Origin of the sequence: Polaribacter dokdonensis, from assembly GCF_024362345.1 — a bacterium.
GTDB lineage: Bacteria > Bacteroidota > Bacteroidia > Flavobacteriales > Flavobacteriaceae > Polaribacter > Polaribacter dokdonensis.
On the sequence record NZ_CP101505.1, the window covers coordinates 2,219,522 to 2,241,913 of the forward strand.

Here is a 22,392-nt window from a genome sequence, read left to right on the forward strand (position 1 = left end):
TTTTGTTATTTTTGCAGTGTAAAGATAAATAAGTTATGATAGCAAGCAATATTTTTAAATGGATAGGTAGTTTATTCACAGATATTTTATTCATTCCTTTTAGATGGTTAAGATTAGAGGTTGCCACTGCAGATTTAGGATGGTGGATTTCTAATGCTGTTAACTGGGGGTTTTTAGTAGTGCTTTTAGTTTTATTCGCTTATTGGATGAAGGAATCTAAAAGATTTTTAGACGAAGGAACAGAAGATAGAGCATAATCTAGCAATTTGGGAAGTAAAAATAAACTGAAACGTTTTCAGGAAAATGAAACGTTCAAAAATGTCATTCAGCCAACAAGAGAAGAAGCTATTAATAACTTTTCTCATAAAGGTAAATGGCATTCTTTTTTTGGAAATAACAATCCAATTATTGTAGAATTAGGTTGTGGTAAAGGCGAGTATACAATTGCTTTAGCTCGTAAAAACCCAAATAAAAATTACATTGGTATAGATATTAAAGGTGCTCGTTTTTGGAGAGGTGCTAAAACTGCAATCGAAGAAAATTTAGAAAACGTTGCCTTTGTAAGAACTCAGATTGAATTAGTAGATTTTATCTTTGCACAAAATGAAGTTTCTGAAATCTGGATTACTTTTCCAGATCCACAAATTAAATACCAAAGAACAAAGCATAGAATGACGAATGCTTCTTTCTTAAAGAAGTATCACACTGTTTTAAAAGAAGATGGTATCATCAACCTAAAAACAGATTCTGAGTTTATGCATGGGTATACTTTAGGTTTGTTACAAGGTGCAGGTCATGAAATTTTGTATGCAAATCATAATGTATACAACAACGAAGGTGCTCCAAAAGAGGTTACAGAAACACAAACTTTTTACGAAAACCAATATTTAGAAGTTGGTAAATGGATTACCTATATCCAGTTTCGCTTAAAGTATTAGTAGTTTTTAATTTACTTTTTTCTAATTTACTATCTTCACAACATGAAGAAATCAGATAATTTTTTCGAAAAAGTATATGTTGTTGCTCGTAAAATACCAGTAGGTAGAGTAACAAGTTATGGAGCAATTGCTACATACTTAGGTGCTGCAAGATCTGCTAGAATGGTTGGTTGGGCCATGAATAATTCTCATAATCAAGAAGAGGATGTGCCTGCACATAGAGTGGTTAATAAAAAAGGTTTATTAACAGGTAAACATCATTTTGATGGTACAAACCTTATGCAGCAATTACTAGAAAACGAAGGAATTGTAGTTATTGATAATCAGATTCAAAACTTAGAATCTATTTTCTGGAATCCAGCAGAAGAATTAAAATAAACTCCGCTTATAAAAGCATAAATTTTCACAATTTATTCACTTTATTATCTTGTTGTTAAGACGTATCTTTGTAATCAAGATTAAATAAAAATAAGTCTTTAAAATTTTTTAGAAAACAACTATAAAATTTTAAGTACTAAATATACATTATGAGTTTTAAAAAGCAAGATATATATTCAGCATTAGAAACTATTACAGCACCTGGAGAAGGTAAAAGTTTAATAGAAAACAACAATGTTACAAATGTGGTTATTTTTGGTGATGAAGTAAACGTAGATGTTACTATCAGCAACCCAACTTTACAAGCCAAAAAGAAGATTGAATCTGAAATAACCAAAGCAATTAAAACCAATGTTTCCGAAAAAATTGAAGTAAAAATCAATTTAAAAGTAGAGAAACCCGTAGAGAAAAAAGATCCTAATTTAATTAGAGGTAAAGAAATACCAAATATCAAAAACATTATTGCTGTAGCTTCTGGTAAAGGAGGTGTAGGTAAATCTACAATAACTGCAAATACAGCCATCTCTTTAGCAAAAATGGGTTTTAGTGTTGGGGTTTTAGATGCAGATGTTTATGGCCCATCACAACATATTATGTTTGATGTAGAAAAAGAAAGACCACTATCTGTAAATGTAGATGGGCGTTCTAAAATGAAGCCTGTAGAAAATTATGGTGTAAAATTATTGTCTTTAGGGTTTTTTACAAATCCAGATCAAGCTGTAATTTGGAGAGGGCCAATGGCTTCTAAAGCATTAAATCAATTAATTTTTGATGCAGCTTGGGGCGAGTTAGATTTTCTATTGATAGATTTACCTCCAGGAACAGGAGATGTACATTTATCAATTGTGCAGGCTTTACCAATTAATGGGGCAGTTGTAGTTTCTACACCACAAAACATAGCTTTAGCAGATGCTAAAAAAGGGGTAGCAATGTTTCAGCAAGACTCTATTAAAGTACCAGTTTTGGGTATTATAGAAAATATGGCTTATTTTACTCCAGAAGAATTACCAGAAAATAAATACTATATTTTTGGTAAAGATGGTGCTAAAAATTTAGCAGAAGATATCAATACCAAATTTTTGGGCGAAGTTCCATTAGTACAAAGTATTAGAGAATCTGGAGATGTTGGTAGACCAGTAGCTTTACAAGAAGACACAGTCTTAGAAGAAGCTTTTAGTAATATTACCAAAGAGATGGTTGCACAGTTATTAGAAAGAAATAAAAATTTACCACCTACAGAAGTTGTAAGAATTACTACAATGAGTGGTTGTAGCTCAGTTAAAAAATAAAATTATGACAGCACAAGAAACACAAAATAATGTAGAAAAAGCTTTAGATGAAATTCGTCCTTTTTTAATGAGTGATGGAGGAAACATTAAGTTACTTTCTATAGAAGATGCTATTGTAAAAGTACAATTGCAAGGTGCATGTACAGGTTGTTCTGTAAATCAAATGACCTTAAAAAATGGAGTAGAAGCAACCATCAAAAAATATGCTCCACAAATAGAGCAAGTAATAAACGTTGCTTAATTAAATTTTATTTGGGCGTTACCCAAAGGTCAGGCTTTACATTATATCTTTTTTGTAAAAAAACAAAAAAGGATGCCATTTCAATCCTTAACGCGCTCAGCAAACTCTAAATATTTTTATCAAAATGATAAAAACGGATATATTAATAATTGGTGCAGGTCCAACAGGTTTATTTACAGTTTTTGAAGCAGGTTTATTAAAGCTTCGTTGTCATTTAATAGATGCTTTACCACAAGCAGGTGGTCAATGCTCAGAAATTTATCCTAAAAAACCTATTTACGATATACCTGCTTATCCAGAAATTTTGGCAGGAGATTTAACAGATAAACTGTTAGAGCAATCTAAACAATTTGAACCTGGTTTTACTTTAGGAGAAAGAGCTGAAACCATAGACAAACAAGAAGATGGTTCTTTTATAGTAACTACAAATAAGGGTACAAAACATCAAGCACCAGTAGTTGCAATTGCAGGTGGTTTAGGTTCTTTTGAACCAAGAAAACCTCCTATTCCAAATATTGCAGATTTTGAAGATAAGGGTGTTGAGTACATTATTAGAGATCCAGAAATGTATCGAAATAAAAATGTAGTTATTTCTGGAGGTGGAGATTCTGCCCTAGATTGGTCTATTTTTTTAGCAGATGTTGCAGCATCAGTTACGTTAATTCATAGAAGAAACGAATTTAGAGGGGCTTTAGATTCTGTAGATAAAGTTCAAGAATTAAAAGATGCAGGTAAAATTCGTTTAATTACACCAGCAGAAGTTATTGGTATTTCTGGTAAAGGAAGGGTAACTGCAGTTGAAGTTAAGCAGAAAGACAAAGAGAATTTTATTATTGAAACAGATCATTTTATTCCACTTTTTGGTTTATCACCTAAATTAGGACCTATTGGAAGTTGGGGCTTAGAAATCGAGAAAAATGCCATTAAAGTTAATAATGCTTTAGATTATCAAACCAATATTCCAGGAATTTATGCAATTGGAGATGTAAACACATATCCAGGTAAATTAAAATTAATTCTTTGTGGTTTTCATGAAGCAACTCTAATGTGTCAAAGTGCTTATAAACGTATTTTTCCGGATAAAAAGTATGTAATGAAATATACTACTGTTGGTGGTGTAGATGGTTTTGATGGTACAAGAAAAGAAGCACCTAAGGCTGTAATTAAAAAGATCGAGTAGATTTTTATAAAGACTTATCACCTCATTATGTTTTAATTTTAATAAACTTCTTTAGTTTTCATACCTTTGTGAAAACTACGAAATCGATTAAGATGTTTTCAGATTTACTTTCTTATCTAAAATTCTTAATAAAGCGCAATCCAGAATGAGCGTTTAATGTATCAGTTTTGCAATCTAAAGATATAACACCTAGCATCTAAAGCTAAATAGTTATATTATTTATTAACGTATTAATACATTAGAAAATGCCTTTTTATCATAAATTAGGAGAAATTCCACCTAAAAGACACACCCAGTTTCGTAAAAAAGACGGTAGTTTATATTACGAACAATTGTTTGGTACTATTGGTTTTGATGGTATGTCTACCAATAGTTATCATGAACATAGGCCAACCATGGTCAAAAAAATAGGGAAACAGTATTCTGTAAAGCCTAAAATTGCCAAAGCAAATAACATACAATCTTACAGGTTTAAAGGTTTTCAAGTAAAAGCAGAAAACGATTACCTAGAAAGTAGAAAAGTGGTTTTAACAAATTCCGATTGTAATATTATTTTATCAGCACCTAAAAAATCTACAGAAGAATATTTTTATAAAAATACAGATGCAGATGAGGTTATTTTTATTCATAAAGGTTCAGGTAAACTAAGAACTCATTTAGGTAATATAGACTTTAAATATGGAGATTATTTAGTAATTCCAAGAGGAATTATTTACAAGCTAGATTTTGATGATGAAAATAATAGACTTTTTATAGTAGAATCTTACTCGCCAGTTTATACTCCAAAACGTTATAGAAATTGGTTTGGTCAACTATTAGAACATTCGCCATTTTGTGAGCGCGATTTAAGAAGACCTTACGAATTAGAAACATATAATGAATTAGGAGACTTTTTAATAAAAGTAAAAAAACAAGGTGAAATTATAGAAATGACCTATGCTTCTCATCCTTTTGATGTAGTGGGTTATGATGGTTATAATTTTCCTTATGCATTTTCAATTCACGATTTTGAGCCAATTACAGGTAGAATTCATCAACCACCACCTGTTCATCAAACGTTTGAAACAAATGCTTTTGTAATTTGCAGTTTTGTGCCACGTTTGTACGATTATCACCCAAATTCAATTCCTGCTCCTTATAACCATAGTAATATAGATTCAGATGAAGTTTTATATTATGTAGATGGCGATTTTATGAGCAGAAACGATATCGATCAAGGTCATATTTCATTGCATCCAGCAGGAATTCCTCATGGTCCACATCCAGGTGCCACAGAAAGAAGTATTGGTCATACAGAAACTGAAGAATTAGCAGTTATGGTAGATACTTTTAAACCATTACAAGTAACAGAAGAAGCTATGAAAATTGCTGACGAAGATTACTATAAATCTTGGTTAGAATAATCAATCAAAAAACAGAAAAATGTCAAAAAAAATAGAATCAGTAAACTACGGTTTAGAAAAAATATTTGAGGGAGCACAAGATTTCCTTCCATTGTTAGGTACAGATTATGTAGAGTTTTATGTGGGTAACGCAAAACAAGCAGCACATTTTTATAAAACTGCATTTGGTTTTCAATCTTATGCATATAGAGGTTTAGAAACTGGCGCAAAAGATTCAGTAAGTTATGTTCTAACTCAAGATAAAATAAAATTAATTTTAACAACACCTTTAAACAGTAAATCACCAATAAACGACCATATTGTAAAACATGGTGATGGAGTTAAAGTAGTAGCTCTTTGGGTAGAAGACGCAAGAAAAGCGTATGCAGAAACAACTTCTAGAGGTGCAAAATCTTATATGGAGCCTACAGTTGAATCAGATGAGTTTGGTGAAGTTGTCAGAGCAGGTATTTATACTTATGGAGAAACTGTACATATGTTTGTAGAGCGCAAAAACTATAATGGTGTTTTCTTACCTGGTTTCCAAAAATGGGAATCTGACTATAACCCACCAACTGCAGGTCTAAAATATATAGATCATATGGTTGGTAATGTAGGTTGGAACCAAATGGATGTTTGGGTAAAATTCTACGAAGATGTTATGGGATTTGTTAACTTTTTATCTTTTGATGATAAGCAAATTCATACTGAATATTCTGCATTAATGAGTAAAGTAATGTCTAATGGAAATGGTCGAATTAAATTTCCTATTAACGAACCTGCAGAAGGTAAAAAACGTTCTCAAATAGAAGAATACTTAGATTTCTACGAAGGTGCAGGTGTACAACATATTGCAGTGGCTACAGACGATATTATAAAAACAGTTTCACAATTACGTGCAAATGGAGTAGAATTTTTATCAATACCACCTGAAGATTATTATCATCAAGTACCTGTTAGATTATCAGCCTTTAGTCATGAATTAGCAGAAGATATAGAAAAACTAAAATCTTTAGGTATAATGATAGATGCAGATGAAGAAGGGTATTTATTACAAATTTTCACAAAACCTGTAGAAGACAGGCCAACATTATTTTTTGAAATTATTCAAAGAATGGGTGCCAAAGGTTTTGGAGCAGGTAACTTTAAAGCGCTCTTTGAATCTATAGAAAGAGAACAGCAAAAAAGAGGAACATTATAAAATTCGAAAAGCAAGATTTAAGTATCTTGCTTTTTTATTTCAACCAAAAATGAAGAGAGACGAAATTTTAAAAGCTATAGAAGAAAAGTACGATAAACTTGGTGTTCCTGTAGATGCTATGTTAGAAGGTTTATTACACAGTACACCAATTACCTATTGGGATTATATTCAAACAGATGCATTACTAGGTTTGCAAACGCCTAGAACCAATCAGCCAGATGAAATGGTATTTATCATGTATCATCAAATAAATGAACTGTTGTTTAAAATGATTTTGTGGGAAATAGACCAAGTTGCCAAAATTAATGAAGTTTCTGCACAGAAATTTTCTATGCATTTAGATAGAATAAGTAGGTATTTTGATATGCTCTGCAGTTCTTTTACAGTGATGACAGAAGGTATGGAAAGAGAACAGTATTTAAAATTTAGAAATACATTAACACCTGCAAGTGGTTTTCAGTCAGCTCAATATAGAAAAGTTGAGTTTGCATCAACAGAACTAATTAATTTAATAGATGCAAGATATAGAGACTCTATTGATAGAAATTCTTCCTTTAAAAATGCATACAACCATTTGTATTGGCAAGCAGCTGGTAAAAATTATACTACAGGTCAAAAATCGACATTATTAAATCTTTTTGAGAAAAAGTACTTGGGTGAGTTTATCGATTTTATGGAAGATTATAATGACATCAATCTTTCCTTAAAATTTAAGCAACTACCTTTAGAAGAGCAAGAAAATAAAGAGTTGATAAAAGCAATGCGTCATTATGATTATACAGTAAATGTAAAGTGGGTAATGGCTCATTATAACACAGCAGCAAAGTATATTGGAGGTAATGATTCTGAGTTGAAAGCAACAGGTGGAAGTAATTGGCGAAAATATATGCATCCAAAATATCAGCGTAGAATATTTTATCCTTATTTATGGTCTGAAGAAGAACTTAAAAACTGGGGAACATTTTAAACCACATATACCTTATAAAAACTCATTTTAACTTTTGTTTTAAATGAGTTTTTTTGTTTTGGAACAGTAATTGTCATTACTTTTTTATAAGTTTGAGAGTTATGAAGAAAAAAACCCTGTTATTAATTGCCATATTTACATCTACGTTTTTCTTAGCACAAGAAAAAACACCTGCTTTTAAGTCTGGTGAGTGGTTGCGTTATAAAATGAGTTATAGTGGTTTTTTAAGAGCAGGAACTGCAATTTTGGAGGTAGATGAATCTGAAATTAATGGTAAAAAAGTATTTCATACAAAAGGTGAAGGTTGGACATCAGGAATGATAAAATGGTTTTTTCAGGTAGAAGATTTGTATGAATCTTATTTTGATAAAGAAGAAACAAAACCATACTTATTTAAAAGAAAAATTAATGAAGGTGGCTATAAAAAACATAGAATTACCTCATTCAATTACAATTCTAATCAAGCTTACATTCAAGATTTTGTAAAACAAACAGACACAACAGTAGCGTTTAGTAATGTGCAAGATGTTCTGTCATCATTTTACTTTTTAAGAAATCAAGATGTTAGTAACCTTCAAAAAGGAGAAGAAATTAAACTAGATATGTTTTTAGATTCTCAGGTTTATCCTTTTAAACTTAAGTTTTTAGGAGAAGAGCAGATAAAAACAAAATTCGGAAAAGTAAATACGCTTATTTTTAGACCTTTAGTACAATCAGGTAGGGTGTTTAAAGAACAAGAAAGTGTAACTATCTGGATTACTGATGATGCCAATAAAATTCCAATTAAAATGAAAGCCTCATTAACTGTAGGTTCTTTAAGAGCGGAATTAGAAGAATATAAAGGCTTGGCAAATCCTTTTAAGAAGCTATAATATTGTTGTAAATTCTTTTTTAGAAGTTCTATTTTTAGATTCAGAATAAATCATTTTTATTTGTATTTTTGAGGTTGATATTAAACTACTCACTTCTTGAAAAATATAGTCATTCTCTTCGTTTTTATTCTTGCATTTACATCATGTAAAGAAGAAGACAAAGCTCCTGAAAGCCAGAAAATTGTAGAACCAGAACCAGAAATAAGATTTGGTTACAAAATAGACGATTATAAAGTTATTCAAGATACCATAAAAAGTGGTGAAAGTTTTGGAATTATCTTAGACAGACATCATGTTTTTTATCCTAAAATTAACCAAATTGCAGCAACAGTTAAAGAAACGTTTGATGTTAGAAAAGTAAGAGCAGGTAAACCATATACAATTTTAGCAAGTAAAGATTCTACAGAAAAAGCCCAAGTTTTTATTTATAAACATGATAAAATAAATGCCACTATTGTAGATTTTAAAGATTCTGTAATTGTAGCAAAAAAGTATAAGAAACCAATTAAATTGGTAGAAAAAGTAGCTAGTGGAGTTGTTAATAGCAATTTTACAATATCTATGGATAGCTTAGGTTTAAGGCCAAATCTAACTTATAAAGTTGCAGATATTTATGCTTGGACTTTAGATTTTTTAAGACTTCAAAAAGGAGACTCGTTTAAAATTGTTTACGAAGAAAAGTTTATAGATGATTCTACATTTGCAGGTTATGGAAATGTAAAATCTGCAGTATTTAAGCATAAAGGAAAAGATTTATACGCTTTTCGATTTTTAGCTGATTCTACCTTAAACATTCATGAGTATTATGATGATGAAGCAAATATGCTTAGAAGTCAGTTTTTAAAAGCACCAATAAAATTTCAATATAGAATATCTTCTAGATATAATTTAAGAAGAAGAATCGCATATTATGGAAACAAAATTAGACCTCATAGAGGTACAGATTTTGCAGCTAAAATAGGCACCCCAATTATAGCAACTGCAAGTGGTACTGTAACAGAATCTACAAGGAGAGGTGGAAATGGTAAGTATGTAAAAATTAAACATAACAGTACTTACTCAACACAATATTTGCACATGAGTAAGCAAGCCGTAAAAAAAGGGCAATATGTAAAACAAGGAGATGTAATTGGTTATGTAGGTATGACAGGGAATACAGGTGGGCCTCATGTTTGTTATCGTTTTTGGAAATATGGCAAACAAGTAGATCCTCTTAGAGAAAAACTGCCTGCAGCAGAACCAATGAAAAAGAATGTTAAACCATCATTTTTCGAGTATATTAAACCTTTAAAGTATCAATTAGATTACGAAAGAATAGAGGTTCCAGAACCACAAGAAGTTAAAGAAATTATAGCACAAAAATAAAAAATGGCTTTACCAAACAACAACCCAACTAAAACAAATGCTTGGCAGCAACTAACAAATCATTTTAATGAAATTAAAGACATTAGAATTCAAGATTTGTATAAAGATGATAATCGAAAAGAAGATTTTTCTCTTACTTTAAATGATTTATCCGTAGATTTTTCTAAAAACAGAATTACATCAGAAACTATAAAGTTACTTGTAGATTTAGCAAAAGAGGTTGGATTACAAGAAGCAATTGAAAGTCAGTTTAATGGAGAGATTATTAATGTAACTGAAGGCAGAGCTGTTTTGCATACTGCATTAAGAAGTAATTCAGAAGATTCAGTTTTAGTTGATGGTAAAAACATTAAACCACAAATTCAAACAGCTTTACGTAAAATTAGAAGTTTTAGTAACAAAGTTATTTCTGGAAAATGGAAAGGTTATACAGGTAAATCTATTACAGATGTTGTAAATATTGGTATTGGAGGTTCAGATCTTGGGCCAGATATGATTGTGGAATCTTTACAATATTATAAGAATCATCTAAATACACACTTTGTTTCTAATGTAGATGGAGATCATGTTTCTGAAATAATGAAACATTTAGACCCTGAAACTACCTTGTTTGTTATAGTATCAAAAACGTTTACTACACAAGAAACAATTACTAATGCAGAAACCTTAAAAAATTGGTTTTTAAAATCTGCTACTATTTTCGATATTCCAAAGCATTTTGTTGCAGTTTCTACCAATTTAGAAGCAGTAGATAATTTTGGAATTGATAAGAAGAATGTTTTCCCAATGTGGAATTGGGTTGGAGGTCGTTTTTCTTTATGGTCTGCAGTAGGTTTATCAATTAGTTTATCTGTTGGTTTTGACAACTACAGAGCATTGTTAGATGGTGCAGAAGAAATGGATATTCATTTTAGAAACACAGAATTCGAAAATAATATTCCAGTTGTTTTAGCTCTTTTAAGCATTTGGTATAACAACTTTTATATGGCAGAAACAGAAGCTGTTTTGCCTTATTCACAATATTTAAAGAAACTTCCAGATTATTTACAACAAGCTATCATGGAAAGTAATGGTAAAGGTGTAGACAGAAATGGAGATAAGATAGACTATCAAACAGGTACAATTGTTTGGGGTAGCACAGGTACAAATATGCAACATGCATTCATGCAGTTAGTGCATCAAGGAACAAAATTGATTCCTGCAGATTTTATTGGATACAAAGAGTCATTATATGGTTTAACAGATCATCACAAAAAATTAATGGCCAATTATTATGGGCAAATGGATGCTTTAGCATTTGGTAAAACCAAAGAAGATGTGCATTTAGAATTACAGGTTTCTGGTAATGCAGATAAAATCAATACACTTTTACCTTTTAAAGTATTTGAAGGTAATAGGCCAAGTAACGCTATTATGTTCGATAAATTAACACCAAAATCATTAGGTAAATTAGTAGCTTTATATGAACATAAAATATACACACAGGGTATTTTATGGAATATTTATAGCTATGATCAATTTGGTGTTGAGTTGGGTAAAGAGCTTGCAAAGAAGTTATTGAATAAGCAGTAATCTGCGTTTTTTAACAGGTTATTTATTAAGAATTAACCTTTTAAATTTATCGGATAAATCAAAAATAGCTTTAAAATATTGATTATCAATATTTTAAAGCTATTTTTGATTTTTAGCTGTTCATAATTAAATGTTAAAACTTAACATTCAATTAACAAACGCCTTGTAAAAATTAGAGAATTTTGCAAAACATTTAATAAACTAAATTCAACAATGAAAAATTTTAAAAACTTATTATTTGTAGCTTTATTCTTTATATCAGCTACAGTTTTAGGACAAACCAAAATTACTGGTATGATTGTGGATGACACAAATCAGCCAATGCCAAGTGCTAGTATTCTTGAAAAAGGTACTACAAATGGTACTCAAACAGATTTTGATGGTAACTTTACATTAACTACTAAAAACAACTCAGGTGTATTAGTGGTTTCTTATATAGGTTACAAATCTAAAGAGGTTCGTTTCAGTAGTTCTAAAATGAACTTAGGAACAATTAAATTATTTATGGATGAGAACTCTTTAGAAGAAGTAGTTATCGTTGGTAAAGGTGTAATTGATTTAGCAGGTGGTAGAAAAACTCCTGTAGCTGTTTCTACAATTAAAGCAGCTGAGATTCAGAAAAAAGTAGGTACACAAGATGTTACTATGACATTAGTAAACACTCCTTCTATCTATGTTGCTGGTCAAGCAGGTGGTTTTGGAGATTCTAGAATCTCTGTTCGTGGTTTTGATCAAACAAACACTGCATTCTTATTAAATGGTCAGCCAATTAACGGAATGGAAGATGGTAGAATGTACTGGTCTAACTGGTCTGGAGTTAATGATATTGCAAGTGCAATTCAGATTCAGAGAGGTTTAGGAGCATCTAAATTAGCTATTTCTTCAGTTGGGGGTACAATGAACTTTGTAACAAAAACTACTGATAAACAAGAAGGTGGTTATTTTTATGCAGGTACTGCAAATGATAGTTACTTAAAAACTACTGTATCATACAATACAGGAATGAAAGATAATGGATGGGGAACTAGTGTAATGTTATCTCATTGGCAAGGTCAAGGATACAACAATGGAACAAGAGGTCAAGGTCAAACTTACTTCATTTCTTTTGGATACAAGCCTAATGACAACCATAACTTCAACTTCTTAATTACAGGAGCTCCACAATGGCATGACCAAAACTTTACAAAAAGTATTTCTACATACTTAGATCAAGGTTTTAAATACAATAACAACTTTGGTTTTTACCAAGGAGAGTACTTAACTGAAAGAAGAAACTTCTATCACAAACCAGTTTTAAACTTAAACTGGGATTATACAATCTCTGATAACACTAGCTTATCTACAGTATTATACGCTTCTTTTGGTAGAGGTGGAGGAACTGGAAACAGAGGAAACAGAGAAAGAACTGCAGATGGTTTAATTGACTATGATGCAATCTATGCAAACAATGCTGCTACAGGTGGTGATGGTAACTTCGGAAACGATGCTTACATTACAAGATCTTCTATGAACTTACATAGCTGGTATGGTGTTGTATCTAATTTAGAAACTAAAATTTCGGATAAAGTAACTTGGAATGTTGGTACAGACTTAAGAACTTACTATGGTACACACTTTAGACAAGTTGAAAACTTCCATGGTTTAACTTCTTGGACAGAAGATAGAAGCTTAAGAGATGGTACAGACAATAGAGTTGGTCCTAATGTATCTGTTACTGCAACAGAAAACATGAACGCTAACCCTTGGGCTGCAACTTTCAAAACGATGTCAGAAGATCAAAGAATTGATTATGATAACAGTGAAAGAATTTCTTACGGAGGTTTATTTACTCAGTTAGAATATGCTGATGAAACTGTTTCTGCGTTTTTCCAAGGATCTGTTTCTAACCAATCTCACCAGAGATTTGATAGATATGATTATCAAGAAGAATTTCAAGATTCAGAAAAAATCAACAACTTTGGTTATAACGTAAAAGCTGGTTTAGGTTTTAAATTAAGCGAAAACAGTAACTATTACTTTAATACAGGTTACTATTCACGTCAGCCTTATCATGATAATATCTTTAACCAATTTACAAATGCTGCTAACCCATCATCTCAAAACGAAAAAATCTTCGGTTTAGAAATGGGATATAACTACAGAAGCGAAAAGTTTAGTGCAAACGTAAACTTATACAGTACTTCTTGGAGAGATAGAGTAGATGGTTTTACAGATGTAGATCCTAATACAGGAGTAGTTACAATTACTCAAACTACTGGTCAAAACCAATATCATATGGGTGTTGAGGTAGATTTTATTGCAAATATTACAGATAACTTCAGATTAAAAGGATTTACTTCTATTGGAGACTGGAAATATAAAGGTGAGTTAACTACTTTAGTATTTGATGAAGATAGAAACCAAATTGGTGCTCAATCTACTGTTGATGTAGATGGTATTAATGTTGGAGATGCAGCTCAGTTTACTGCAGGTTTAGGATTCGATTACTCAATCTTAGATAACTTAAGTATTGATGCTGATTACAGATTTTACGATAACTTATTTGCTAACGTAAGTCCTACTCAAGGTCAATTACAGTTACCTTCTTATAACATTACAGATGCAGGTATTTCTTATACTTTCAACTTAAAGAATGATAAGTCTTTAGACTTTAGAGCTAACGTAAACAACGTATTTGATGCAAGATATATTTCAGAATTATCTTCAGCAAATCAAGCTACTTCTACTTCTACATTATACAGAGGAATCGATGTTTCTAACAGAGGTTACTTTGGTTTAGGTAGAACTTGGAATGCAAGTGTTAGATATAACTTCTAATATTTAATAGTTTATTTATTATATAGAAAACCACCTCAATTGAGGTGGTTTTTTTATACTTAAAATTGTAACTTTACACTATTAAATATCATTATATATTATGAAAGAAGTACATTCTTATTGGGCCTATTTAGTATTAGCCATTTTAGTATTTGCAGTTATAAATGCAATTATTGGTTTAACACAGAAAAAACAATTTACAGACAAAGACTTAAGAATTGGATTATTTACCCTAATTGTAACTCATATTCAGTTACTAATTGGTTTGGCTTGGTATTTTATGTCTCCTTGGTTTGAAGCTTTAACAAATGATGCTAGTACTGTTATGAAAACAAAAGAGGTTAGACTATTGGCAGTAGAACACCCAAGTATGATGATAATTGCAATTATTTTAATTACTATTGGTTGGTCTAAACATAAAAAGAAAACCACTAGTGAAGCAAAATTTAAAACATTTGCCATTTTTTATGGACTAGGTTTAGTAGTGATTCTTTCAAGAATACCTTGGAGCAACTGGTTTTAATTGATGAAGATAATTAGTTATATACTTTCACCAATATTCGCATTTACCTTTATTTTACTATTGGTAATATTTCATCCATTGCAATGGATTGCACTAAACGTTTTTGGTAGAAAGGCACATGAAGCTGTAGTAGCTGCACTTAACTTTTTTTTGGTAAAATCATTGTTGATTTTAGGAGTACCAATGTTTTTAAAGAACGAACATGAATTGCCTAAAAACACTTCATTAATATTTGTAGCTAACCATCAAAGTACTTTCGATATTCCACCTATAGGATGGTATTTTAGAGAGTTTAAACCAAAATTCGTAGCCAAGTATGAATTAGGTAAAGGTATACCAAGTGTATCTTATAACCTTAGAAATGGAGGTGCTGCATTAATCAATAGAAAAGATCCGAAACAAGCAATAGGAGCTTTAGTAGATTTTGCAAAACGTATAAACAAAAATAAATGGGGAGCCATAATTTTCCCTGAAGGAACCAGAAGTAAAACAGGAGAACCAAAAAAATTTGCTTCTAATGGGTTAAAAGTAATTACCAAATACAACAAGGATGGTTATGTAGTTCCTTTAACAATTAACAATTCCTATAAAGTATTTAAATATGGAAAATTTCCATTAGGAGTTGGAAGTCCAATTACCATTACTACACACAAGCCAATTAAAATTGATTCTATGCGTTTTGATGAGCTTTTAGAAAAAACAGAATCAGTAATAAAAGAACACATAAAATAAAAAAATGTCTATAAAAAACATAAGAATAGAAGTGATGCAAACTTTAGAAAAAAAGATGCAAAACTTCATGGAAACTTATTTAATTCCTGCTGAGAAAATTTGGCAACCTACAGATTTTTTACCTAATTCTCAAGAAGATTCTTTTATTAGTGAAATAGAAGAAATTAGGGAAATCTCTAAAGAATTGCATGATGATTTTTGGGTAGTATTAGTAGGTGATACTATTACAGAAGAAGCCTTACCAACTTATGAATCTTGGTTGTTAGATTTAGATGGGGTATCTCAAGACCCAGAAAATAGTTGGGCAAAATGGGTGAGAACCTGGACAGCTGAAGAAAACAGACATGGAGATGTTTTAAACAAATATTTATATTTATCTGGTAGAGTTAATATGCGTGAAGTAGAAATTTCTACCCAGCATTTAATTGCAGATGGCTTTGATATTGGTACATCAACAGATCCTTATAAAAACTTTGTTTATACCACCTTTCAAGAATTAGCAACTTATATTTCTCATAATAACGTAGCTAAAATTGCACGTAAAAAAGGACACAAAGCTTTGGCTAAAATGTCTAAAATTATTGCAGGAGATGAAATGCGCCATCACCAAGCATATTCACATTTTGTAAAAGAAATTTTTAAGATAGATCCATCAGAAATGATGTTGGCTTTTCAACACATGATGAAGCATAAAATAGTAATGCCTGCAATGCATTTAAGAGAATCATTTGGTGAAAAAGGTAGTTTATTTGATGATTTTTCTACAGTTGCTCAAAGAATAGGAGTTTACACAGGTTTTGATTATGTAGATATTTTAAAGAAATTAAATACTACTTGGGAAATTGATAAGATAACAAATCTTACGCCTGAAGCAGAAAAAGCAAGAGATTTCTTAATGAATTTACCAGATAGAATGTACAGAATTACAGAACGTATTAAAGTACCAGATACTGAGTTTAAATTTAAATGGATGTTACAGCCAAGTTAGTTTTAGACGTTTCTAAACTGCGAGAAAATTTAAAGATCCTTCAGGTTTTCAAAACCTGAAGGATCTTTTCTTTTAGTAATATAATGTTATTCTAGTTTTAAAAATCAATATTAAAAGCATCTTTATCACTTAAGAAACCAAGTTTCTCTCTAACTTTATCTTGATTTTCTTTCTTTAAAATAGCTGATGTTGTACCAATCTTATTTTCTGCTAAAGAAGACAATTCTTCACCTAAAAAATCTACAATTATAGAGCCTCCTGAATATTGGTAATTATTAGCATCAGAACCAGTTCTGTTAACACCAATTGTGTAACTCATGTTTTCTATGGCACGTGCTTTTAAAAGTGTATCCCAAGCTTTAATTCTTGTAATTGGCCAATTAGCCATATATATCAAAAGATCGTAATTTTCGGTATTTCTAGCCCAAACAGGAAAACGTAAATCATAGCAAATTAAAGGCCTAATTTTCCAACCCTTATAATCGATAGTAAGTATTTCTTTTCCTGAGGTATAAACTTTGTGCTCACCAGCCAAAGTAAAAGAATGTCTTTTATTATAAGTATTAATTTTTCCTGAAGGATGCACAAAAACTAATCTATTATAAAATTTATTGTCTTCTTTTATAACCAAGCTTCCAATAATTGCAAAATCAAATTTTTGTGCCAACCTTTTCATCCATGTAATGCTTGATCCATTCATAGATTCAGCTACATTATTGGGGTGCATTGTAAAGCCAGTTGTAAACATTTCAGGCAATACAACTAAATCAGTAGTAGTTGGTAGATCTGTAATTTTATCTTCAAAATATTTTAAATTTTCTGAAGGATTTTCCCAAACTAAATCTGCTTGAATTCCAACTACATGTAATTCGTTTTTCATTAAAATAAAATTAAGGTTTACAGAAGTATAAATGTAAGTTTTTGTAATTTAGAAAACCAAAAAAATGCTATGCAATCTTTTATTTCAGAAACCTTAGACGATATTCTAAAAACAACACAATCATTTGAAGATGTGGTTTTTATTTTACCATCTCAAAGAGCAAAAGTATTTGTAAAACAAGAGTTTAAGAAAAAGATTTCTGTAGGTTTTTTACCTGAAATTTTAAACATAGAACAATTTATACAGCAAGTTTCTGGTGTTCAAAAAGCAGATAGTATACAGTTGTTATTTCATTTTTACAGCATTTATAAAAGTGTAGAAAAAAATGCTGATGCTTTTGACGTATTTTCTTCTTGGGCATTAACAGTCTTGCAAGATTTTAATGAATTAGACCAACATTTAATCAACACAAAAGATATCTTTATTTATTTAAGAGATATAGAGCGTTTACGTAAATGGTCTGTAAAAGGTACTTTTAAGGAAACTGATTTAATAAAAGATCATTATTCATTTTTAGAAAAATTGAATATTTATTATGATGCTTTCTATGCGTTTTTGATTGAGAAAAATATTGGTTACCAGGGATTAATGTATAGAGAAGCAGTAAATAAAATAGATGACTACCTGTCTAAGAACAACAAGAAAAAGTTCTTTTTTATAGGTTTTAATGCTTTAAATAAAGCAGAAGAAAAACTGTTTCAAAAAGTGTTAGAGTTGGGTAATTCTGAAATTTATTGGGATATTGATGAGGCTTTCTTTAAAACCAATCATCAAGCAGGAAAATTTATTAGAAAGTATAAAACTGAATGGAAATATTTTGAGAAAAATGCATTAAAGACAATAGGAACAAAGTTTTCACAACCTAAAGAAATAAAAGTAATTGGAGCAGCAAAAAATACTACACAAATAAAATATGTTGGTGAAGTTTTAGAAAAAATGCCAAGTTTTGCAAATACAGCTTTAGTTTTGGCAGATGAAACTTTGCTACCTATCACTTTAAACTCTTTACCAAAAAATATTAGTGCAATTAATATAACTATGGGTTATCCATTAAAAGATGTGCCAACAACAAGTTTATTATTTGCCATTTTTCAATTATATACCTCTCAAGAAAAACTGCAGAAAACCACCACAAATCAATTTTATTATAAAGATGTTATTCGCTTTTTAAAACATCAATCAGTTTATGGTTTATTGAATGCTTTAGATGAGTTTACTACTCAAATAGCAAAGAACAATCAAACCTTTATAACTGAGAGTGATATTGAATATCTATTAAAAGATGAAGAAGATTTTATACAAAGTGTCATACAGAATTTATTTAAACCATTTATTTCTGTAGCAGATTTCATCAATCAAATATTAGCTTTAATAGATGTTTTAAAGGTAAATGTAAATAGTTTAGAAAAAGAATATTTGTTTCGTTTTTATACTGCTTTTACGCAATTAAAAACCTTGCAAACCGAGTTTGAATATTTTACCGATTTAAAAACATTATCGCAATTTTTTAAACAACTAATAGATTCAGAAAGCTTGTCTTTTCAAGGTGAACCTTTAAAGGGTTTGCAGTTAATGGGAATGTTAGAAACGCGTGTGCTAGATTTTGAAAACGTTATTTTATCATCTGCCAACGAAGGTGTTTTACCTGCAAGTAGTCAGCAAAACTCGTTTATTCCTTTTGATGTTAAAGTAGAATTTGGCTTGCCAACTTACAGAGAAAAAGATGCTATTTTTTCTTATCATTTCTTTCGATTAATGCAAAGAGCCAAGAATGTATATATTTTGTATAACACAGAACATGATGTTTTTGGGAGTGGAGAAAAAAGCAGATTTGTTACGCAATTAGAAATGATGAGAACAGATGTTATTCAAAAAATAGTATCTCCAAAAGTAGTTCCTCAAAATTCAGAATTAAAAGAAGTTGCTAAAAATGACGAAGTTCTAAAAAGATTAAAAGAGATTGCAAAATCTGGTTTTTCACCTTCTTCATTAACGAATTACCTGTACAACCCTATTGCATTTTACAAACAGAAAATTTTAAGAATTAAAGAGTTTGATGATGTAGAAGAAACTGTAGCCTACAATACTTTAGGTACCATAGTTCATGAAACATTAGATGAATTGTATAAACCATTTATTGGTAAGTTTTTGCAAGAAGAAGATGTGGCTACAATGCAAACAAAATTTAAAGATTTAATTGTTAAATATTTTAAAATCGAATTTAAAAACGGAGATATTTCCACAGGAAAAAATCGATTGATTTTTGAGGTAGCCAATCGATTTGTGAGCAATTTTTTATCCAAAGAAATTGCGCTTTTAAAAGACAAAAACAACCAATTAAAAATTATTGCAACAGAAGAAAATTTAGCTGCAGAAATTACTATTGATGGTTTAGATTTCCCAATTAAATTACATGGTAATGTAGATAGAGTAGATGAATTAAATGGAGAGATACGTATTATAGATTATAAATCTGGAATGGTTAAAGGTTCTGAATTAAAAGTTCTGGATCTTGAAGAATTAAGAACTAAAGAACAATACAAAGCTATTCAGGTTTTACTTTATGCTTACCTATTTACAAAAAATAAAAAGTTCGATTTTTCTAAAAATTTAAAAGGCGGAATTTATTCTTTTAAAAACCTAAATGAAGGTTTCTTGAGTATCAATTTTTCATCTAACTATAGAAATCCAGAAACAAATATAACCCAAGAAAAGCTGGATGTGTTTATAGCTAAACTAAAAAGTTACCTATTAGAAATATATAATATGGAACTAGGTTTTTTAGAACCTGCAGATTTAAAATACTAAACTTATTTGCCTTTTAAAACTAATAGAGGAACGTTTGTAAAAAACTCTTCTTTTAAAATGGTGCTTTTTTCCCAAAGCTTTTTAAAGAAACCTCTTTTACGTCTAAATACACAAAGCATATCTGGGTTGTGTGTATTTATATGCTCTAAAACACCTTGAAAAGTAGTGGCATTTTCTGTTACAGTTAATGAGCTTTGAAGTTTCGCTAAATTCTCGTTTATCACTAAATCTAACTCAGTATAATTAGGTGTTTTTACCAATAATAAGTTCACTTTTGCTTCAAAATTATCAGCAATAAATTGCAAAGGTTTTAATGCGGTTTTGCTCTCTATATTACCAGATTTAAATGCTGTTAATATATTAAGAACAGGTTTGTACTTATATCCTTCAGGTACTGTTAACAATGGTATTTCTGTTTGCTTTACTAAGCTGCCAGCAGTTTTTCCTAAAAATAATTCTTCTTTAATAGAGTTACTTTTAGCACCAACAATAATTAAATCTATTCCTAGTTCTTCATTAATACCTTCTACACTGTCTATTAAAGAACCTTTTGCAGAAATTAATTGAATCTTTACATCTTTTGTATCAGAAGCACTAACCATTGTTCTTAAATACAAGTTAGTTTCACGCTCTATGATTTTATCTAAATTAATCATAGTACCAGCTTTAGACTGTGAGCTATAAGCCCTAAAAACAAAAACCTTTGCACTAATTTCTGAAGCGAAATCTATGGCATATTGTAAAGTGTTTAAAGCATTCTCTGTAAAACCTATGGGTACTAGAATATTTTGCATAATCAATTTAATTTTAAAACAAAGTTACTCATTTTTTAAAAAGTAAAAGCAGTTCTCGTTTTTAGATATGTACCTTTGTTAAAAAGCATCGTTTTGAAGGCAGATATTAGTTTTAAAAACATCAATAAATTGGCAATTCCTGCTTTAATTGCTGGTATAGCAGAGCCACTTTTGTCCATTACAGATACAGCAATTATTGGTAATATAAATGATAATGCTACTGAAAGCTTGGCAGCTGTTGGTATTGTTGGGGCTTTTATTTCTATGCTAATCTGGGTTTTTGGGCAAATAAGAAGTGCTATTTCATCTATCATATCACAATATGTGGGTGCTAATAAAATCGATGAAATTCAGAAATTACCCATACAAGCAATTGCTATTATAATTACTGGTAGTCTATGTATTTTGGCTATAAGTTATCCTTTTGCTAAAGAAATATTTCAGTTTTATAATGCATCTGGTCAGGTTTTAGAATATTGCATTACCTATTTTAAAATAAGAATTTTCGGGTTTCCTTTTTCGTTATTTGTATTTGCAATTTTTGGTGTTTTTAGAGGATTACAAAACACTTTTTATCCAATGATTATTGCAATAGTAGGTGCTGTTTTAAATATTATTCTCGATTTAATTTTTGTGTATGGAATAGAAGGTTACATACCAGCAATGCAAATTGAAGGAGCAGCTTATGCAAGTGTAATTGCACAAATAACAATGGCAATTATTGCTATTATTTTGTTGATTAAAAAAACCAACATTTCTTTAAAATTCTCATTACCATTTCATGTAGAAATACCAAAATTATTGGGAATGATTGGTAATCTATTCATTAGAACTTTAGCACTAAACACAGCATTGTACTTTGCAACTTCTTATGCTACAGATTATGGAGCAGCCTATATTGCAGCCTACACAATTGGCATTAATATATGGTTATTAGGTGCTTTTATGATAGATGGTTATTCTAGTGCAGGTAATATTTTATCAGGTAAATTATTAGGTGCAAAGAATTATAAATCTTTGGTAGAATTAAGTAATAAATTATTTAAATATGGTATTGTTACTGGTTCACTTATAGCTTTAACAGGTTTTATTTTTTACAATTTTATAGGTGAAATTTTCACGAAGGAAACAGATGTTTTAACCCAGTTTTATAATGTTTTTTGGATAGTTTTACTAACACAGCCTATAAGCGCTATAACATTTATTTTTGATGGTATGTTTAAAGGAATGGGTAAAATGAAATATTTACGAAACGTATTACTATTCTCTACAGGATTTGTATTTATACCAACCTTATTAATCTGTGATTATTTCGATTTAAAACTAACAGCCATTTGGATAGCTTTTACATTATGGATTATGGCTAGGGGAATACCATTAATAATTAAATTCAGACAATTATTTTTACCCTTAGTAAAAGACTAGTTTAATATTTATAATATCTTGTACTTCTAAAGTCACTGAG

20 protein-coding genes are annotated in these 22,392 nt (G+C 30.3%); 18 read left to right on the top strand and 2 right to left on the bottom strand.

The genetic code is table 11. The features are described from left to right. The first annotated feature begins 35 nt into the window (after positions 1 to 35). The 16 genes from LPB302_RS09910 (at position 36) to LPB302_RS09985 (ending at position 16,445) form a co-directional block, all read left to right on the top strand. Positions 36 to 257, top strand: a complete 222-nt coding sequence (locus LPB302_RS09910; RefSeq protein WP_053973699.1) for a DUF6341 family protein — start codon at positions 36 to 38, stop codon at positions 255 to 257. Positions 258 to 266: 9 nt separating this feature from the next. Next, entirely contained in the window at positions 267 to 938 is a 672-nt protein-coding gene (gene trmB / locus LPB302_RS09915; RefSeq protein WP_053973698.1) for a tRNA (guanosine(46)-N7)-methyltransferase TrmB, read from the top strand. A 42-nt stretch (positions 939 to 980) separates the two neighbouring features. Next, a complete protein-coding gene (locus LPB302_RS09920; protein WP_053973697.1) occupies positions 981 to 1,316 on the top strand; it encodes an MGMT family protein in 336 nt (111 codons plus the stop codon). A 149-nt stretch (positions 1,317 to 1,465) separates the two neighbouring features. After that, on the top strand, positions 1,466 to 2,605 hold the full coding sequence (locus tag LPB302_RS09925; protein ID WP_053973696.1) for an Mrp/NBP35 family ATP-binding protein: 1,140 nt from the start codon (positions 1,466 to 1,468) through the stop codon (positions 2,603 to 2,605). Positions 2,606 to 2,609: 4 nt separating this feature from the next. Then, positions 2,610 to 2,846 carry a NifU family protein gene (locus tag LPB302_RS09930; RefSeq protein WP_053975297.1) on the top strand — a complete coding sequence of 79 codons (237 nt, stop codon included), beginning with the start codon at positions 2,610 to 2,612 and terminating at the stop codon, positions 2,844 to 2,846. 124 nt (positions 2,847 to 2,970) lie between these two features. Next, positions 2,971 to 4,026 (top strand): NAD(P)/FAD-dependent oxidoreductase, encoded by a 1,056-nt coding sequence (locus LPB302_RS09935; protein WP_053973695.1) that lies wholly within the window; start codon positions 2,971 to 2,973, stop codon positions 4,024 to 4,026. Positions 4,027 to 4,271: 245 nt separating this feature from the next. Next, positions 4,272 to 5,429, top strand: coding sequence for a homogentisate 1,2-dioxygenase (locus LPB302_RS09940; RefSeq protein ID WP_053973694.1), 1,158 nt, complete (start codon positions 4,272 to 4,274; stop codon positions 5,427 to 5,429). A 19-nt stretch (positions 5,430 to 5,448) separates the two neighbouring features. Continuing rightward, positions 5,449 to 6,609: a 4-hydroxyphenylpyruvate dioxygenase gene (gene hppD, locus LPB302_RS09945; RefSeq protein WP_053973693.1), complete on the top strand. Its 1,161-nt coding sequence runs from the start codon at positions 5,449 to 5,451 to the stop codon at positions 6,607 to 6,609. Between the two features lie 49 nt (positions 6,610 to 6,658). Further along, positions 6,659 to 7,576 (top strand): tryptophan 2,3-dioxygenase family protein, encoded by a 918-nt coding sequence (locus LPB302_RS09950; RefSeq protein WP_053973692.1) that lies wholly within the window; start codon positions 6,659 to 6,661, stop codon positions 7,574 to 7,576. A gap of 101 nt (positions 7,577 to 7,677) precedes the next feature. After that, on the top strand, positions 7,678 to 8,448 hold the full coding sequence (locus tag LPB302_RS09955; protein ID WP_053973691.1) for a DUF3108 domain-containing protein: 771 nt from the start codon (positions 7,678 to 7,680) through the stop codon (positions 8,446 to 8,448). Positions 8,449 to 8,544: 96 nt separating this feature from the next. Next, complete coding sequence (locus LPB302_RS09960) at positions 8,545 to 9,813, top strand: peptidoglycan DD-metalloendopeptidase family protein (RefSeq protein ID WP_053973690.1); 1,269 nt, start codon at positions 8,545 to 8,547, stop codon at positions 9,811 to 9,813. Between the two features lie 3 nt (positions 9,814 to 9,816). Further along, positions 9,817 to 11,385, top strand: coding sequence for a glucose-6-phosphate isomerase (pgi, locus tag LPB302_RS09965; protein WP_053973689.1), 1,569 nt, complete (start codon positions 9,817 to 9,819; stop codon positions 11,383 to 11,385). A 213-nt stretch (positions 11,386 to 11,598) separates the two neighbouring features. Next, entirely contained in the window at positions 11,599 to 14,202 is a 2,604-nt protein-coding gene (locus LPB302_RS09970; RefSeq protein ID WP_053973688.1) for a TonB-dependent receptor, read from the top strand. Between the two features lie 100 nt (positions 14,203 to 14,302). Then, the gene (locus tag LPB302_RS09975) at positions 14,303 to 14,725 is read left to right on the top strand and encodes a hypothetical protein (RefSeq protein ID WP_053973687.1); all 423 of its coding nucleotides are present in this window, start codon (positions 14,303 to 14,305) and stop codon (positions 14,723 to 14,725) included. A gap of 3 nt (positions 14,726 to 14,728) precedes the next feature. Beyond that, positions 14,729 to 15,457: a lysophospholipid acyltransferase family protein gene (locus LPB302_RS09980; protein ID WP_053973686.1), complete on the top strand. Its 729-nt coding sequence runs from the start codon at positions 14,729 to 14,731 to the stop codon at positions 15,455 to 15,457. A gap of 4 nt (positions 15,458 to 15,461) precedes the next feature. After that, positions 15,462 to 16,445 carry an acyl-ACP desaturase gene (locus LPB302_RS09985; protein ID WP_053973685.1) on the top strand — a complete coding sequence of 328 codons (984 nt, stop codon included), beginning with the start codon at positions 15,462 to 15,464 and terminating at the stop codon, positions 16,443 to 16,445. 97 nt (positions 16,446 to 16,542) lie between these two features. Here the strand turns inward: LPB302_RS09985 and LPB302_RS09990 are convergent, their stop codons facing one another. Further along, on the bottom strand, positions 16,543 to 17,325 hold the full coding sequence (locus LPB302_RS09990; RefSeq protein WP_053973684.1) for an amidohydrolase: 783 nt from the start codon (positions 17,323 to 17,325) through the stop codon (positions 16,543 to 16,545). Between the two features lie 69 nt (positions 17,326 to 17,394). On the opposite strand from LPB302_RS09990, the gene LPB302_RS09995 reads away from it, so the two are divergent. Beyond that, positions 17,395 to 20,133: a PD-(D/E)XK nuclease family protein gene (locus LPB302_RS09995; RefSeq protein WP_053973683.1), complete on the top strand. Its 2,739-nt coding sequence runs from the start codon at positions 17,395 to 17,397 to the stop codon at positions 20,131 to 20,133. A 2-nt stretch (positions 20,134 to 20,135) separates the two neighbouring features. Here LPB302_RS09995 and LPB302_RS10000 read toward each other — a convergent pair whose 3' ends face one another. Then, positions 20,136 to 20,927, bottom strand: a complete 792-nt coding sequence (locus LPB302_RS10000) for a universal stress protein (RefSeq protein WP_053973682.1) — start codon at positions 20,925 to 20,927, stop codon at positions 20,136 to 20,138. Positions 20,928 to 21,020: 93 nt separating this feature from the next. On the opposite strand from LPB302_RS10000, the gene LPB302_RS10005 reads away from it, so the two are divergent. Beyond that, positions 21,021 to 22,352, top strand: coding sequence for an MATE family efflux transporter (locus LPB302_RS10005; protein WP_053973681.1), 1,332 nt, complete (start codon positions 21,021 to 21,023; stop codon positions 22,350 to 22,352). Positions 22,353 to 22,392: the final 40 nt, after the last annotated feature.

Excerpts from the sequence above, each read along its gene's own strand:
- LPB302_RS09975 (WP_053973687.1), top strand. The coding sequence starts at position 14,303 with ATGAAAGAAGTACATTCTTATTGGGCCTATTTAGTATTAGCCATTTTA.
- LPB302_RS09935 (WP_053973695.1), top strand. The coding sequence starts at position 2,971 with ATGATAAAAACGGATATATTAATAATTGGTGCAGGTCCAACAGGTTTA.
- hppD (WP_053973693.1), top strand. The coding sequence starts at position 5,449 with ATGTCAAAAAAAATAGAATCAGTAAACTACGGTTTAGAAAAAATATTT.
- LPB302_RS09985 (WP_053973685.1), top strand. The coding sequence starts at position 15,462 with ATGTCTATAAAAAACATAAGAATAGAAGTGATGCAAACTTTAGAAAAA.
- pgi (WP_053973689.1), top strand. The coding sequence starts at position 9,817 with ATGGCTTTACCAAACAACAACCCAACTAAAACAAATGCTTGGCAGCAA.
- LPB302_RS09955 (WP_053973691.1), top strand. The coding sequence starts at position 7,678 with ATGAAGAAAAAAACCCTGTTATTAATTGCCATATTTACATCTACGTTT.
- LPB302_RS09940 (WP_053973694.1), top strand. The coding sequence starts at position 4,272 with ATGCCTTTTTATCATAAATTAGGAGAAATTCCACCTAAAAGACACACC.
- LPB302_RS09925 (WP_053973696.1), top strand. The coding sequence starts at position 1,466 with ATGAGTTTTAAAAAGCAAGATATATATTCAGCATTAGAAACTATTACA.
- LPB302_RS09920 (WP_053973697.1), top strand. The coding sequence starts at position 981 with ATGAAGAAATCAGATAATTTTTTCGAAAAAGTATATGTTGTTGCTCGT.
- LPB302_RS09930 (WP_053975297.1), top strand. The coding sequence starts at position 2,610 with ATGACAGCACAAGAAACACAAAATAATGTAGAAAAAGCTTTAGATGAA.
- LPB302_RS09950 (WP_053973692.1), top strand. The coding sequence starts at position 6,659 with ATGAAGAGAGACGAAATTTTAAAAGCTATAGAAGAAAAGTACGATAAA.
- LPB302_RS09995 (WP_053973683.1), top strand. The coding sequence starts at position 17,395 with ATGCAATCTTTTATTTCAGAAACCTTAGACGATATTCTAAAAACAACA.
- LPB302_RS10000 (WP_053973682.1), bottom strand. The coding sequence starts at position 20,927 with ATGCAAAATATTCTAGTACCCATAGGTTTTACAGAGAATGCTTTAAAC.
- LPB302_RS09970 (WP_053973688.1), top strand. The coding sequence starts at position 11,599 with ATGAAAAATTTTAAAAACTTATTATTTGTAGCTTTATTCTTTATATCA.
- LPB302_RS09910 (WP_053973699.1), top strand. The coding sequence starts at position 36 with ATGATAGCAAGCAATATTTTTAAATGGATAGGTAGTTTATTCACAGAT.
- LPB302_RS09980 (WP_053973686.1), top strand. The coding sequence starts at position 14,729 with ATGAAGATAATTAGTTATATACTTTCACCAATATTCGCATTTACCTTT.
- LPB302_RS09990 (WP_053973684.1), bottom strand. The coding sequence starts at position 17,325 with ATGAAAAACGAATTACATGTAGTTGGAATTCAAGCAGATTTAGTTTGG.